14 protein-coding genes are annotated in these 14078 nt (G+C 71.1%); 8 read left to right on the forward strand and 6 right to left on the reverse strand.

The genetic code is table 11. The annotated features are described in order from the left end of the window. Position 1 precedes the first annotated feature (1 nt). Positions 2 to 733, forward strand: a complete 732-nt coding sequence (locus tag Pmi06nite_RS16270) for a methyltransferase domain-containing protein (protein ID WP_203953820.1) — start codon at positions 2 to 4, stop codon at positions 731 to 733. Here the strand turns inward: Pmi06nite_RS16270 and Pmi06nite_RS16275 are convergent. Together Pmi06nite_RS16275 and Pmi06nite_RS16280 are read right to left on the reverse strand one after the other, a co-directional pair. Beyond that, positions 730 to 2001 (reverse strand): hypothetical protein, encoded by a 1272-nt coding sequence (locus tag Pmi06nite_RS16275; protein WP_203953821.1) that lies wholly within the window; start codon positions 1999 to 2001, stop codon positions 730 to 732. The two genes, Pmi06nite_RS16270 and Pmi06nite_RS16275, sit on opposite strands and share 4 nt — an antisense overlap. Further along, a complete protein-coding gene (locus Pmi06nite_RS16280; RefSeq protein ID WP_203953822.1) occupies positions 1998 to 2519 on the reverse strand; it encodes a SigE family RNA polymerase sigma factor in 522 nt (173 codons plus the stop codon). Before Pmi06nite_RS16280 ends, Pmi06nite_RS16275 begins: the two co-directional genes overlap by 4 nt. Positions 2520 to 2573: 54 nt before the next feature. Between Pmi06nite_RS16280 and cysC the strand changes: the two genes are divergently transcribed. Next, positions 2574 to 3845 carry an adenylyl-sulfate kinase gene (cysC, locus tag Pmi06nite_RS16285; protein WP_203953823.1) on the forward strand — a complete coding sequence of 424 codons (1272 nt, stop codon included), beginning with the start codon at positions 2574 to 2576 and terminating at the stop codon, positions 3843 to 3845. Positions 3846 to 3869: 24 nt separating this feature from the next. Here cysC and Pmi06nite_RS16290 read toward each other — a convergent pair whose 3' ends face one another. Beyond that, a complete protein-coding gene (locus Pmi06nite_RS16290) occupies positions 3870 to 4919 on the reverse strand; it encodes a glycoside hydrolase family 26 protein (RefSeq protein WP_239113952.1) in 1050 nt (349 codons plus the stop codon). A gap of 339 nt (positions 4920 to 5258) precedes the next feature. Here Pmi06nite_RS16290 and Pmi06nite_RS16295 point away from each other — a divergent pair, with 339 nt between their 5' ends. From Pmi06nite_RS16295 to Pmi06nite_RS16320, 6 genes are read left to right on the forward strand one after another with little or no spacing between them, the layout of a single operon-like run. Next, entirely contained in the window at positions 5259 to 6377 is a 1119-nt protein-coding gene (locus Pmi06nite_RS16295; protein ID WP_203953825.1) for a hypothetical protein, read from the forward strand. Further along, positions 6374 to 7630, forward strand: coding sequence for a hypothetical protein (locus Pmi06nite_RS16300; protein WP_203953826.1), 1257 nt, complete (start codon positions 6374 to 6376; stop codon positions 7628 to 7630). Before Pmi06nite_RS16295 ends, Pmi06nite_RS16300 begins: the two co-directional genes overlap by 4 nt. Next, a complete protein-coding gene (locus tag Pmi06nite_RS16305; protein ID WP_203953827.1) occupies positions 7627 to 8625 on the forward strand; it encodes a hypothetical protein in 999 nt (332 codons plus the stop codon). The genes Pmi06nite_RS16300 and Pmi06nite_RS16305 overlap by 4 nt, the downstream gene beginning before the upstream one ends. Further along, entirely contained in the window at positions 8622 to 9479 is an 858-nt protein-coding gene (locus tag Pmi06nite_RS16310; RefSeq protein WP_239113953.1) for a sulfotransferase, read from the forward strand. Before Pmi06nite_RS16305 ends, Pmi06nite_RS16310 begins: the two co-directional genes overlap by 4 nt. Next, positions 9476 to 10837, forward strand: a complete 1362-nt coding sequence (locus tag Pmi06nite_RS16315) for a lipopolysaccharide biosynthesis protein (RefSeq protein WP_203953909.1) — start codon at positions 9476 to 9478, stop codon at positions 10835 to 10837. The genes Pmi06nite_RS16310 and Pmi06nite_RS16315 overlap by 4 nt, the downstream gene beginning before the upstream one ends. Next, positions 10834 to 11757 (forward strand): sulfotransferase, encoded by a 924-nt coding sequence (locus Pmi06nite_RS16320; protein ID WP_203953828.1) that lies wholly within the window; start codon positions 10834 to 10836, stop codon positions 11755 to 11757. Before Pmi06nite_RS16315 ends, Pmi06nite_RS16320 begins: the two co-directional genes overlap by 4 nt. A gap of 202 nt (positions 11758 to 11959) precedes the next feature. Here Pmi06nite_RS16320 and Pmi06nite_RS16325 read toward each other — a convergent pair whose 3' ends face one another. Genes Pmi06nite_RS16325 through Pmi06nite_RS16335 form a run of 3 tightly spaced genes read right to left on the reverse strand, consistent with a single transcriptional unit; the run spans position 11960 to position 14068 of the window. Continuing rightward, a complete protein-coding gene (locus Pmi06nite_RS16325; protein WP_203953829.1) occupies positions 11960 to 12307 on the reverse strand; it encodes a hypothetical protein in 348 nt (115 codons plus the stop codon). Positions 12308 to 12332: 25 nt separating this feature from the next. Further along, positions 12333 to 13148, reverse strand: coding sequence for a WecB/TagA/CpsF family glycosyltransferase (locus tag Pmi06nite_RS16330; RefSeq protein ID WP_239113954.1), 816 nt, complete (start codon positions 13146 to 13148; stop codon positions 12333 to 12335). 17 nt (positions 13149 to 13165) lie between these two features. Continuing rightward, positions 13166 to 14068, reverse strand: a complete 903-nt coding sequence (locus Pmi06nite_RS16335) for a glycosyltransferase family 2 protein (RefSeq protein WP_239113955.1) — start codon at positions 14066 to 14068, stop codon at positions 13166 to 13168. Positions 14069 to 14078: the final 10 nt, after the last annotated feature.

The raw sequence follows: 14078 nt of genomic DNA on the forward strand, positions 1-14078 counted from the left end.
CATGCCTGAGGTTCAGTGGTCGCCCGTCGGCGAGGATGACGTTTTCGGTCAGCGAGTCCGCGAGCAGTGGACCGAGCAGCTGGGACGGCGCCTCGACATCCTGGTCGCCGGATGCGGACGGGGCGGCACGCTGGACGTCGGCCGATCCGATCCCCTGGTCACGGGGGTGGACGAGGACCTGCCGCCGCTGCGTGCCCACACCGCCTCACGCCAGGACCTGGACGCGTGGCACCTCGACGACATGCGCAAGGTGCCCGTCCCGCCCCGCTCCTTCGACGTGGTCTACGTGTCGTTCCTGCTGGAACGCATCCACAACGCCGAACTCGTGCTCGACCGTCTGGTCGGAGGGCTCCGGCCCGGCGGCCTGCTGCTGATCAAGGCCAGGGATCGCCGGTCGGCGTACGGCTTCTGCGACCGGATGACGCCCTCCTGGTTGCGGGGGGCCCTGTGGAGGAGCCTGATGCCCGCCGGATCCGTGGGCCCGCTGCCGGCGGTCTACGAGCCGATCGCCTCCCGCGAGGGCATCCAGGCGTACTGCCTGATGCGCGGCCTGATGATCGCCGAGGACTACTCCGGCGCGACCGGGCCGGCCCGGAGTGGGCCGCACGCCGGGCTCGTCAAAGCGGTCTGCGGCGCCGTCGCCGCCCTGTCCGGTGACCGCCTCTCCGGCACGAACGACGAGGTCTGCATGGTCATCCGCAAGCCCCAGAACCATTTCGCCCGCCTCATCTAGCGGAGGGTGAGGGCCGTCAGCCACCACATCCGGGACTGCGGGTCCCAGCGGTGGCGCCACAGCTGGACGGCCCGCCTGCCGTCCACGCTCACCAGAACCAGCCCGTCGTCGAACTTGTCGCCGCACCCGCCCGCGCAGCCCCGTCCGATGAGATGGTCGTCGTCCGCCCAGGCCGACAACGGAAGTTCCCGGTGGCGCGCGACGACCTTCCCCGTCGCCAGTTCGGTGATCGACGTCGGCGGGCCCTGCTCCCCCACGAGCAGCTTCCCGTCCGGCGACACGCCGGCCTGTGACTGCCCGGCGTAATCGACGCCGGGGTCGTGCGGCCTGCCGTTCAGGTCGTAGAAGAGTTCGGGCCGTTCCCCGGTGCCACCCAGCTCGTACAGGAGGCTGCCGTCCCGGCTCCAGGCGAAGTCGCGCCGCGATCTCGAGGACGGGGCCGAGCAGGGATCGACGGCGTGGAAGTCACCCGCGGTCGCGGTCGCCACGTCGATGACGTAGAACCCGGTGCGGCTGGTGTGGATCCGATTCGCGCTCGGGGCACGGCTCCCCGATCCCGGGACCCGATCCCCGCCGCCCGGTGGGCACTGTGTGGAAGCCTCAGGCAGGTCGGGATCCCCGTCATAGGTCGTGGCGACCAGCCTGGTGCCGTCCGGCGACCAGACGACCCCGCCGACGGGGCGCTCGACCGGGATCCAGGCGAGCACCCTGCGTGTCTCCGTGTCGTAGACGCCGATCCTGCTTGCGGGAAGGGTCTTCTCCAGCACCGCCGCGTACCGCAGCCCCGGCGCGACGTTGAGGTACGCCCACGGGGTCTTCTGGTACGTCCGGGTGGCCGGGTCGAGGAGGTACCACGTGCCCCCGCGCATATCGGGGCCGTTGCGGGTATCGCGCCCTGTCCCCGTCCAGTAGGCCGACAGGGCCAGGCGCCCGGCCGCGACCATCTTCTGGGGCGGGGAGTTCTCCATGTCCGTCAGGACGCTGCCGTCGGTGTCGTCCCCGCTGGTGACCTTGGCGGGCGGCCGGTGTGCCGGAGCCAGATGGATCACCTCGTGCCGGGTGGGCGTGGCGGCGGGCTCGCGCGGGCCGAGCCGGGGCACGACCAGCGCAACCGAGACGATCACGGCGGCCGTCGCGACGGCGGCGATCGTCACGATCCCGAGTCGCCCGCGGCGGCGCCCCCGCAACGCCCGATCGGCCAGATCCGTGGGAACCCGCGCCTCCCGTGACCACTCGTCCATGGCCTCTTTGAGGATTCGCGGCGTCATGAGGTCACCTCGCTGGCGGAAAGTCGGAAATCGGCGAGTTCGGGCGCGGTCACGCGCAGCCGGGCCAGCGCCCGGTGCGCCGTGCTGCGGATCGTCCCGACGGAACAGCCGAGAAGCCGGGCGACCGTCTCCTCAGGCAGGTCCTCGGCGTACCGGAGGACGAGCACGGCCCGCTGGCGGGGCGTGAGGCGGGCGAGCGCGTGCCGCAGCACGAGCCGCAACTCGGCCCCGCTCGTGTCGTCGGCCGTCGCGCCCTCCGGCAGGCTGGCCGTCGTGGTCTCCCGCTGTCTCCAGGCCAGGCGCCACCAGCTGATCTGCTGCCGGTACATGATCTGCTTGACGTACGCCTCGGGGTCGTCGATGCGCTGCCATTTCACGACCGCCTTCGCGAGGGCGGTCTGCACGAGATCCTCGGCGGTGTACTGATCGCCTCCGGTCAGGAGGAACGCCAGCCTCATCAGTGCCGGCGAGCGTGCCGACACGAACTCGCGGAAACGTCGCTCGTCTGCGGCGTCCACAGTCACCTCCAAGGAATACTGTCGGCTTCTAGACGCCGTGCGCACCCTCCCGCTATGCGTCCGAACGACACGAAGTGTGTTGCCGACCGAATCGATCGGAATAGACGAATGACTGAGTGGACTCCCGACGCCCGGGAGCTGGCCGATCTGGAGTTGCTGCTCTCCGGGGCCTTCGCGCCGCTGACCGGCTTCCTGACCTCGGCCGACGCGAGCGCGGTGGCCGAGAACGGCACGCTGTCCGACGGGACGCCCTGGCCGGACCCGATCACGCTCGCCCTTCCGGACGACGTCCCGCCCGGCGCCCGGGTGACGCTCAAGGATCCCGAGGGTGCGGCGGTGGCCGTGCTGACCGTGGAGGAGCGGGACGGCCACCACGCGGCAGGCCCCGTGAAGGCGCTCGACGTGCCCGCCTTCGGGCCGTTCGCCCGGCTGCGCCGTACGCCCGACGAGGTCCGGAAGGATCTGCCGGACGGGGAGATCCTCGCCGTGACCATGCGGGGGCCTCTCGACTCGACCGTCCTCGAGGACGTGGCGGCGACCGCCGAGGAGTTGGAGGCCACCGTCGTGCTGATGCCGCTGGTGTTCGGCGAGGGCGGGCCCGCGGTGGTGCGCGCCGCGCTCAAGGCGTCGGAGCGGCTTCCCGGATCGACCGTGGTCGCCGTGCCGCTGGCGCCCCGCGAGGACACCGAGATCGACCTGGAGTTGCGCGAGCACGTGGCGCGCAACTACGGAGCGACCGAGCACTACGCCGGTCCCGCCCCCATCGTCATCCCGGGACCGCCGCACCGGCGGGGACTCGTGGTGTTCTTCACCGGCCTGTCGGGCTCGGGCAAGTCGACGGTCGCGCGCGGCCTGCGCGACACGTTGCTCGAACGGGGCGGGCGCACGGTCACCTACCTGGACGGCGACGTGGTGCGGCGACTGCTGTCCGCCGGGCTCACCTTCTCCCGGGAGGATCGCGACCTGAACATCCGGCGCATCGGCTTCGTCGCGGCGGAGGTCGCCCGGCACGGCGGCCTCGCCATCTGCGCGCCGATCGCGCCCTACGCGTCCACGCGCGACGAGGTGCGGGCCATGGCGGAGGAGGTCGGCGCCGACTTCCTGCTGATCCACGTCGCGACGCCGTTGGAGGAGTGCGAGCGCCGCGACAGGAAGGGCCTGTACGCCAAGGCCCGGGCGGGCCTGATCCCCGAGTTCACGGGGATCTCCGATCCGTATGAGGAGCCCGACGACGCCGAACTTGTGCTCGACACCACGGGGATGACGGTCGAGCGCTCCGTGAGCACGGTGCTCAACCTGCTCACCTCCGGGGGCTGGATCCGCTGAGCCGCGGCGTCCCCGCTCTCGATGTCAGCGGGTGGGGACGCGCGTGCCGGTGAACTCGGGCTCCCGGCCGAGTTCGGCGAACGCGCGGCTGCCCCCCGGAGTCGTGTCGAACCGGGTGTCGCCGCGCGGAGCCACCGGCGAGTCGAAGTACACCAGCGCCTTGATCTGCGGGTAGTCGTCGATCTGCCGCGCGACGGACTGGTAGAAGTCGCGCTTGAACCTGGGCGATCCCGACCGCTCGAAGGCCCCCCACTCGGCGATCATGATCGGCTTGCCCGGGAAGCGTCCCTGCATCCACCGATAGAAGCCCGGCCACTTGGGATAGTCCGGGCGCGTCTTGTTCACCATGCCGGCGAAGTCGGACACCTGGGAGTCGGCATAGGGGTCGATGGCGACCCAGTCGACCACGTCGTCGCCCGGGTAGAGCGACTCGAACCACGGTTTGGACGCCCAGTTGGGCGCCCCCATGTAGGTCATCACCGTCACGGCGTTCTGCACCCCCCTGGCCCGGAGGCGGGAGACGACGTGCCGGTACATGGCCACGTAGTCGGCGGCCGAGAACCCCGCGCCCGAGCGGACGTCGTCCTCGGGTTCGTGGTGGATCGTCAGGAAGAAGCGACTGGGGAAGGTCCGGGTGATGTAGCCGGCGAGAGCGTCGATGCGTTCGTCCACCTCGCCCCGGGCCACCTGGGCCCACGAACGGTCCGGCGCCGGCTTCCAGTTGACGAGCAGCAGACGGGGACCCTGAGCGATCGCGCGCTCCTGCGGCGTGGGGAACAGTTCGTCACCCCGGTGGTAGACGTGCACGATGTCCGCTCGGCGGCCCATCCGCCGCTCGGCCGTCTGGACGGACTGCAGCGGACGCCTGCCGGAGAAGACGTCGGGCGCGATCCCCCACCACGCCCCGCACGTCGGAATCAGCTTCTCCGTCACCACGCAACTGGCGACCTTCGGCGGCCTGTGCGTCTGGTCGAGGAACGTCCCGACCCCCCGTGACGTCGACGTGCCCGACGCGGCCGAGCAGCCCACCGCGCCCGCCCCCATCAGTACGGCCAGGCCGGCAAGTGCGGCCAAGCCGGCGCCCCCAGTTCGTCGCACCGTTTCCCCCCATCGTGTGGTCCGGATCCCCGCGGGGGTTCACCTTCCCACCAAGAGGGGGAGGTCGGTGGGCCATTCTTGCCAACTCATCTGTCTAGAAATTTCCGAGAAAAGTCGGCCGCTATCCGGTCATTCTTGTGTGGAAAATCTTCAATAGTGGATGGGGAAAACCTCTCACCGGCCTATAGTTCGACTCCGGGCGAGGGGCACGGAGAGTTGGCCATGATTCTTTCACCGCATAGCAGAGACATCGCGGAGTACGGTTCCGTCCTGCGCAGGCGGTGGCAAGTATTCCTGTCATGCCTGGTCACAGGGATGATTGGCGGTGCCGTGTTGTTGTCGGAGACGCCTGCCGCATATACGTCCGCCGCCCAGGTGCAGGTTTTCCCCACCGGGATGCAGGAACAGGTCAATCTGATAACCCCGCGGCAGAAAGAACCCCTCAATCTCGACACCGAGTCACAGATCGCGCAATCCACCGTGGTCGCCTCTATAGCCGCCCAGGCCCTGAAATATACGGATCCCGATGGCTTGCGCGAAATGGTCGAAGTCGACGTGCCTCCCAATTCGGCCATTCTTTCCATCTCGTTCACCACTGCCGATCCCGAATCGGCAGCGAAGGGCGCCCAGGCGTTCGCCGACGCGTATCTGCGAAACCGTCTCCGCTCGGCCACGGACGCGCTGACCGCCGAGCAGAAGGTCCTCGCGGCCAAACTGCGCCAGGTGAACGCCGATCTGGCGAAGGCCGCCGCCGCCGTGCCCACGCAGGCCCGAGGATCGGCCGCGCGGGCGATCGCCGCGCACCGGCAGACGGTGCTGGCCCGCCAGGCGTCCAGCCTCACGGTCAAGTACGACGCCCTCAAGACCGTCGCGATCACGCCGGGGACCGTCATCAGCCCCGCGCGGCCGCCCACGGAGCCGAGCGCCCCCAGCGCCCCGATCTACCTCGGCAGCGGGCTCTTCCTCGGCCTGCTCTGCGGCGCGGGAGCGGCGTTCGCCCGGGACCGGCTCGACACCCGGCTCCGCCGGTCCGGTGACGTGGAACGCCTGACCGGACTGCCCCTGCTCGCCGAAACCGCGACCCGGCCGGAAACGACGATCTTCCACGAACTCGCGGCCGTCGCGGTGACCGCGCTGGGCGACGGTCGCCACACGCTGCTCCTCGAAGAACTCAGCGACGAGGGCCGCGGCCCGTCCATGGCCGCGGGGCTCGACGCGGCGCTCGCCCGCCTCGCCCCCATCTCCGTCGTGACGGGGCGCGGCGCCCGCCCGGACGCGGCGATGCTCCTTGCGGGACTCGGCCGGACCACGTCCGCCGACGTGGCGGGAGCCGTACGGAACCTGGCCCGCCAGGGAGTGCGGGTCCTGGGCGTCGTGGCCGTGCCGACGGGGCCGACGGTGTCCGTACCCGGCCAGGCGGAGCAGGTCACGTGAGGCCGGCGGTGTGGCCGGTCGCCGCGCTGCTGATCGGCTATCCCGTCTGGTGGGCACTCGGACTCGGCGGCCTCGCGGTCGTCGTCCTCGCCGTGCCGATGGCCGTGATCCTGTGGCGCAGGCGGCCGATCAGGGTGCCCAAGGGCTTCGGCCTGTGGCTGTTGTTGCTGGCGGGATACCTCATCAGCGCCGTCACGCTGGCCGAGACGCCCGACGGCACCTACGGCGACCTCAGCCCCGGCCGGATCACCGGCTACCTCGTGCGCCTCGCCGTCTACGCCTCGCTGCTCGTCATGGTCGTCTATCTGGGCAACCTCTCGCTCGACGAGCTTCCCCAGCTCACCCTCGTGCGGATGCTGGGTGTTCTGTTCATCACGACGGTCGCCGGCGGACTGCTGGGCGTCCTGGCTCCCGGCTTCCAGTTCACCTCGCCGCTCGAGACGGTCCTGCCGGGGTGGATCGGCGACAACTCGTTCGTGCGCAACCTCATCCACCCGACGGCCGCGCAGGTGCAGCACGTGCTCGGCCACAGCTCGCCCCGTCCCGAGGCGCCGTTCGAATGGGCCAACGCCTGGGGCAGCAACGTGTCGGTCCTGGTCATCTGGTTCGTGGTCGGATGGTGGGCGTACGGCGGGCCGTACCGGCGGGCGATGGCGGCGGTGCTGATCGCGGCGGCCGCCGTGCCGATCGTCTACTCGCTGAACCGCGGCCTGTGGATCGGGCTCGCCATCTCCGCCGCCTACCTCGCCCTGCGCGGCCGCCCGTTGCTCGTCGGGGCGGCCGCCGCCCTCGCGGGCGCGGCGTTCTTCCTGTCGCCGCTGAGCGCGATCGTCGCCCAGCGCATCGACAGCCCGCACAGCAACGACATCCGGGCGTTCACCGTCTCCTCCACCGTGCGCGTGGCCGCCGCGTCTCCCCTCATCGGCTACGGCAACACCCGCAACGCCTTCGGCAACCAGCGCACGATCACGACGGGCAAGACGCGCTGGTGCGAGGAGTGCGGCCATCCCCCGCTGGGCAGCGACGGCCAGTTGTGGCTGCTGCTGATCAGCCAGGGTTTCGCCGGGGCCCTGCTGTACGTGGGCTTCTTCGCGGGTGCGGTCCGCCGGTTCTGGCACGACCGCACGCCCATCGGCCAGGCGGGGACCCTCGTCATGATCCTCGTGCTGTTCTACATGCTCGTCTACGACGGCCTGATCAGCGCGCTGAGCCTGTATCTGATCTCCTTCGCCCTCCTCTGGCGGAACGCATGAGAGACACCCCGACACGTCTGCGCTACCTCCACGAGGTGCTGGCCCAGCTGTACCCGCCTGGCACCTCGAAGGGTGCCCGCACGCTGCTCCCGCATCGGCTCGTGCCGCGGCGACTGGTCCCCCGCACACGGTGGCACGCGGCACTCGGCCGCGGCGTTCCCGTGTGGGACGGCCCGGACACGATCGAGACCCACCTCAGCCAGGTGCTCGACCGGCGGGTCCACGCGGTCGTCCACGTACGGCCCGCCCGCCGGGCGAACCGCAAGCCCGTGCTGGAGGCGCACGGCGAGGACGGGCTCATCGCGTTCGTGAAGATCGGCGACTCGGACCGGACCAGGGAACTCGTCCGCCACGAGGGCGCGGTGCTGCGGATGCTGACGGACCACCCCATGAAGGTGGTCGTGCCGCCTTCCGTCGTCCATCACGGAACGTGGCGCGGGCTCGAGGTGCTCGTGGTCTCCCCTCTTCCCGTCACCGCGGCGCCGGTGCCCCGCGGGCTGCGCGACGCCGCCGTGGCCGAGATCGCCTCACTCGGCCGGCGGAGCATGGCCGCGCGCGGACGCGGGCGGGGTGAGCCGGCCCGGCCACGATCACTGTCCGCGCAGATGAGCGGCAGGCCACTGCACGACCACGCGGGGTGGGGATGGCACGGCGACTTCGCTCCCTGGAACCTGTCCGCGGCCCCCGACGGGCGGCTGCTCGTCTGGGACTGGGAACGGTTCGCCACCGGCGTCCCCCTCGGATTCGACGCCCTCCACTACTACTTCAACCGGGCGCTGCGCCGTATGCGTCCTGCCGTGGCGGCCCGCTCCTGCCTGGCACAGGCCGGCCTGCTCCTGGAGCCGTTCGGACTGTCCTCCGCGGAGGCCCGCCGGGCGGCCGCCCACTACCTGATCACCCTTGCCGATCGGCACCACCGGGACGGCCACGAGCCGCTCGGCCCCTCGTCCCTCTGGCTCAACCCCCTTGTCGATCATCTGGAGAGCCTGCTGTGAGGTCAACGTTGAAACGCTCGGCTCATGCCGTCTCCCTCACCACGGGCATGCTCACGACGCGTGCGCGGATATTGCCGTCGTTCCTGATCGTCGGAGCGCAGCGGTGCGGCACCACCTCGCTCTACCGCGCCCTCTCCCGGCATCCGCTGATCGTCAAGCCGGTGTTGCGCAAGGGCGTGCACTACTTCGACGTGAGTTACGACCACGACATGTCCTGGTACCAGGCGCACTTCCCGCTCAAGGCCACCGCGCAGCGGCTCCAGCGCCGGTACGGCCACCGCACCCAGGCCTTCGAGTCGTCGCCGTACTACCTCTTCCACCCGCTCGCGGCCGCCCGGATCGCCTGGAACCTCCCGGGTGTCAAGCTGATCGCGCTGGTCAGGGATCCGATCGAGCGGGCAGCGTCGGCGCACGCCCACGAACTCGCCCGGGGGTTCGAGACCGAGCCGTCGTTCGAGCGCGCACTGGACATGGAGAGCGCGCGGCTCGCGGGCGAGGCCGAGCGGCTGCGCGAATCCCCCCACTACCTGAGCCACGCCCATCGTCACCACGCCTATGTCGCCCGCGGCAGGTACGCCGAGCAGCTGAACCGGATGGAGCTTCTCGTCGGCCGCGACCGGATCCTCGTCCTCGACAGTGGCGCGTTCTTCCGCGAGCCCGACCCCGTCTATGACCGCGTCCTGGAGTTCCTGGGACTGCCGCGGATGGGCGACCCGGTGTTCGAGGTGCACAACGCGCAGCCGCGGACCTCCGAGATGCCACTGTCGCTGCGCCAACGGCTGGGCGCGCACTTCGCCCCGTGGGACGCCCTTCTCCAGCAGTGGCTCGGGACGGAGCCCTCGTGGCGCCGATGAGCGCCCTCGGAACACGTCGACCCGGTTCCGGCCTGGCACGCGGTAGCCTCGCCGGGCTCGCCGCCGCAGGGGGCGGAGCGGCGAGCCAGTTCCTCATCGTGCTGCTCATCACGCGATCGCTCGATCCCGACGCGGCGGGGGCGTTCTTCACCGCGACGGCGCTGTGCCTCATGCTCGCCGGAATCCTGCGGCTCGACGCCGGGAACGGCCTGATCTACGCGCTGGCGAGGCGACCACGCGAGCCATCGGGCCGCACGGTGTTGTGGGCGGCGCTCACCCCGGTCGCGACGGTCTCCGCGCTCGCCGCGTGCGCCGTCACGATCTTCGATGCGGAGCTGGCGGAGCTGACCGGCGTCCCGGACGGTGTCTGGCCGGCGCTGGCCGCGACCCTGCCCGCCGTCGTGCTGGCGGACGTGCTGGTGTCGGCCACTCGGGGGCTCGGCTCGATGCGGCCGACGCTCCTGCTCGACGGCCTCGGCCGGCCGATGGGCCAGCTCCTCCTCGTCGCCGCCGGTGTCCTCGTGGGCACCTCCCTGCCGATCCTGACGGCGGCGTGGGCCCTGCCGGCGGTCCCCGCCACCGTGTTGGCGGCGGTGTGGCTCCGGCGGCACCTGCCTGGTCCGACCGCTCCCCCACTCGGCCACGGCGGAGGCGGGACGACGGCGTTCAGGCTCGGGCGCGCCGAGGGCGGGATGGCGGCGTTCTGGCGGTACACCGGGCCGAGGTCGGCCGCAGCGGCGATCCAGGCGGTGTTCCAACGGCTCGACATCGTGATCGTCGCGGTGCTGGCGGGCCCGGCCCCCGCGGCCGTCTACACGGCGGCCACGCGGTTCAAGGTCGTCGGGCAGCTGGCCAACCAGGGGCTGGTGCAGGCCGTGCAACCCCATCTCGTCAGGGCGCTCGCCGACGGCGACCTCGCGCGGGCCCGGCGCCTCTACCAGACCACGACCATGTGGCTGGTCGCCCTCACCTGGCCGATCTGGCTCGGGTACGCGGCCCTCGCGCCGTGGTTGCTGCCGTTGTTCGGCCCCTCCTACGCCGACGGCGTGACCATCGCTCTGGTGCTGTCCGGGACCATGGTGGTCGCCACCGCCTGCGGCATGGTCGACGTCGTCCTCATCGCGTCCGGACGCACGGCGGCCAGCCTGGTCAACACCACCTGCGCCGTGGCGGTGACCATCGTGGTCGACGTGCTGCTGGTGCCGTCCCACGGCGCGCTGGGAGCGGCTCTCGGCTGGTCGGCCGGGGTGCTGGCGAAGAACGCGTTGCCGCTGGTCCAGATCTCCCGCCGCTACGGCCTGCGCCCCTTCGGCAGGCACTCCGCGAGCGCGTTCCGCCTGCGCGGGGTCGCCGCGTGAAGGCCTCCGGACCACCTGTCCTGGTCACCGGGCTGCCCCGAAGCGGCACGAGTTGGGTGGGCAAGATGCTCGCGGCGAGCGGGCACCTGGTCTACGTCAACGAGCCGCTCAACCCTGAACGCCCGCCCGGCCGCTCCCCCGGGGTGCTCGCCGCGTCCGTGACCCACCGGTTCCAGTACATCTGCGCGGACGACGAGACCCCCTGGCTGGACGCCTTCTCCGGAACGGTCGCGCTCCGCTATCACTGGCTGGCCGAGCTTCGCCGTAACAGGCGGCCACGCGACCTGGCCAGGATGGCCAAGTACGGCACGGCGTTCGGGATGGGCGCACTCCGCGGCAGGCGCGCCCTGCTCGACGATCCCTTCGCGCTCCTGTCCGCGGAATGGTTCGCCGAACGGCTCGGCTGCCAGGTGATCATCCTGGTCCGGGATCCCGTTTCGTTCGTGGCGAGTTGGCAGCGGCTCGGCTGGACCGTCTCCTTCGACGAACTCCTGGGACAGCCGCTGCTCCTGCGCGACCACCCCGGTATCGAACGGCTCCGCCCGCTGGCAGGCTCGAAGGACCGCATCGCCAAGACGGCCGCGCTGTGGAGTGCGGCCCGTCAGGTGACCGACGCGGTGGCCGCCCGCTCGACCGGCATCCGCGTGGTGGGCTTCGAACACCTCGCCTCCGCGCCCCTGGACGGCTTTCGCGACCTCTACGAGTGGTGCGGGCTGCCGTGGACCTCCCGGGCCGCCCGGCGCATCACCACGGCCTGTACGGCACGGCGCTCCCGATCGGGCGGCTTCGCCTGGACGGGCCTGTCACGCACGGCCTTCCGCCCCATGGACTCCCGCCAGGCCCTCAGCGCCTACCGCCGGCGCCTGTCCCCTGAAGAGATCGCCCGCATCCAGTCCCTGACCTGCCTGCCGACCGCCTGAGCTGCTCTTCCAGGAAGGGCCTCAATACGAACCGGGCCAAAGATCTATTGGATGACCTTCGGCGATCAACTTTCGAGGACTCTACTGACGATCACAGAGGTGATCTCGTCGTCGTCGACTGGCTCGCCGTCCCCCTCAAAGGCGGGCCAGTCCAACGGCTCGTCCGACGCCCGGTTCTCCATCGCAACCAAGTGGATCCCTCTCAGCTGTTCCGCACCACGAGCGGTGCCGACCTGCATTGATGAGGTGTCGCGGCCACGCCGGGATAGGCGAGTCCATCGAACCCGTCCGGGAGGCGAACGATCGCGACATCCACCTCGAAAAGGTCCTCAACGACTTCGGACAGATCACGCCGCCGACAAAGATCGATCCCGCCGCTTCGTGCGAGATCCCGAGCCTCGGCGGCAAGGTTGCGTCCTTGGTCGATCGGTCGTCCCGCCTTCAGAACCGGCGTAAAGGCGGACGACTCCTGCCGATATCCGAGAAATGCCAGATCCGCCCGGATCTGGGCGAGCCGTTCCGCCTCACGGATAGCCGTATCCGATGACATTGCGAAAATCGCAAAGACGTATTGATCATTGACGTCCTCGAAGCGACCGACGAGCCCGCCAAAGGCGTTTCAGCAGGCAGACGGCCAGCAGGCGGAGGGCGAACGGCAGGTCGTCGACGAGGTAACGCCGTGCCAGCCTGCCGGGCTCGCTCAGCAACCGGAACAACCACTCCAGCCCGTGATCTCCCATCCACGCGGGAGCCCGCCGTACGGCGCCGGCGGTGAAGGCGATCGCGGAGCCGCAGCCCACGAACCACGCCCCGGGCAGGTCGGCCCTGACCATGTCGATCAGCCGATCCTGCTTCGGGAACCCGAGCCCGACGAAGACCAGCCGCGGCCCGGCCGCGACGAGCCTCCTCCTCACCTCGGCGAGAGCCTCCGGACACGTCTCGAACCCGTACGGCGGGGCGTCGATTCCGGCCACCACCAACCCCGGGTAGCGCTCACACAAGACGTCTCGCGCCGTCTCCGCCACCCCGGGCGGCCCGCCGAGCAGGTAGACCGGGATGCCACCGGCGGCCGCGGCCTCGGAGAGCGACCAGATCAGATCGGCTCCGGTGACCCGCTCAGGTAGGGGCCGGCCGAGCAGCCGGGCCGCCCACACCAGCGGCATGCCGTCCGCGACCGCCAGGTCGGCCCGGGTGACCAGGGCGCGCAGGTCGGCGTGGCGCGAAATCGCCCGGCAGATGTCCACATTGGGGGTGACGAGGTGGCCGCCCCGACCTCGGCCGAGCGCGGCGACGACGTGCTCCACCACCTGGGCCTCGGTCAGCGGATCGACCTTGACCCCGGCGACCGCCACTCGCCCCTGCCGACGCCGGCGGGCCGGAGCGGGCGCCACCCCCGAACGAGGGGCCATCAGATGCCGTGACCGCGGGCGTTGAGCAGGCTCAGCACCGCGCTCGCGGAGACCAGCCGGCCGGCCACCGCCAGGGCGACGGCGGCGCGAGGCTCGCTCCTGCGGGCCGCGAAGGCCCTGAGCGCCCAGCGGGCGGCCTCACGGCGGTGTCCGAGCGCCGCGTGCGAGAAGGCCAACTGGCCGTAGATCCGGGCGGCGCCATGCGCGTCCGCCGCCAGTTCGGGATGGCGGGCCAGCATCCAGTCGAGGCCCGCGATGCGATCCGCCCACTTCATGACGTACTGCGAGGCGCCCCAGCGCACGCGGACGAGCGGACGGTCGACATGGACGATCGGGTGCCGCCACGCGGCGCGCAGCGCGAGGTCCCAGTCCTCGTTCTGACCACCGGGGGCGCTCTCGTCCACCCAGATGGAGCCCCGCCGGAACAGGAACGTGGAGGAGTGGACCATCATCATCCGCGAGCGCGTCAGGTGGTCGCGCGTCACCCGGGCGGTTCCGGCGAGGCGGGGGACGCGGCGTGAGCCGTACTCGACCTCGATCGCGCAGCTGGCGAAGTCGGCCTCCGGCTCCTCGGCCAGCGCGGCCGCCTGCGCGGCGAGCTTGCCGGGCAGCCAGAGATCGTCGTCGTCGCAGAAGGCCACCAGCTCGGTCTCGAGTGCGGCGATTCCGGAGTTCCTGGCGCCGGGCAGGCCGGGTCGCTGGCGGTTCGGCAGGATCCGCACGCTGCCCCGGGAGGAGCCGATGCTCCCCACCTGCTCGGCCACCTGCTCGACCGACGCGCCTCCCGCGTCGACGACCACGACGACCTGCAACCGGCGGCTGTACGCCTGGTCCAGCACGCCGGCCACCGCGGCGGCGAGCGAGCCTGGCCGGTCTCCTCGGGTGGGGATCACGACACCCACGGACGGATTC

It is taken from the genome of Planotetraspora mira, from assembly GCF_016863275.1.
Lineage (GTDB): Bacteria > Actinomycetota > Actinomycetes > Streptosporangiales > Streptosporangiaceae > Planotetraspora > Planotetraspora mira.